Raw genomic sequence first — 419 nt, 5'->3', positions numbered from 1 at the left:
GGTAAGCGTGGCCCCAAGGCCCTTCTTGTGAGGAGCGGAGGGTCAATGCAGGATATGTCCATATGCAAGACAGTGGACACACCCCAGAGTGGAACGGCCCGACGGTGGAGCGAGTCATGCGCAACGGCAAGCGCATCTACGTCTCGGCCTTCAAGGCCTGGCTGGTGGAGCAAGCGCTCAAGCCAGAGGTTTCGGTTGCCGGCCTGGCACTTCGCCACGGTGTCAACGCCAACCAGCTTCGCAGCTGGATGAAACTCGAGCACTGGCAGTCCTCACCTCATACGTTGTTGCCGGTCACGGTCGTCGCAGACGCTCGGCCAGCTGAGGTGGTGGCCACCACAAACGCCCGCCAGCCCGAGACAGTGATGGAGATTGAGGTGGGCGGCACTGTCATCCGTCTGCGCGGCCCAGTGGATACC

1 protein-coding gene is annotated in these 419 nt (G+C 62.5%); it reads left to right on the top strand.

Features of this window, described 5'->3' with window-relative positions; all coding sequences use genetic code 11:
- Positions 1-116 precede the first annotated feature (116 nt).
- On the top strand, positions 117-419 hold a 303-nt coding region (locus AVS7_RS23390), incomplete at its 3' end, for a transposase (RefSeq protein WP_234450044.1).

It is taken from the genome of Acidovorax sp. MR-S7, assembly GCF_000400995.2.
In the GTDB taxonomy this organism is placed as follows: domain Bacteria; phylum Pseudomonadota; class Gammaproteobacteria; order Burkholderiales; family Burkholderiaceae_C; genus MR-S7.
The sequence above is the reverse complement of the archived record's forward strand: the minus strand, read 5'-3'. Positions and strand labels throughout refer to the sequence as shown.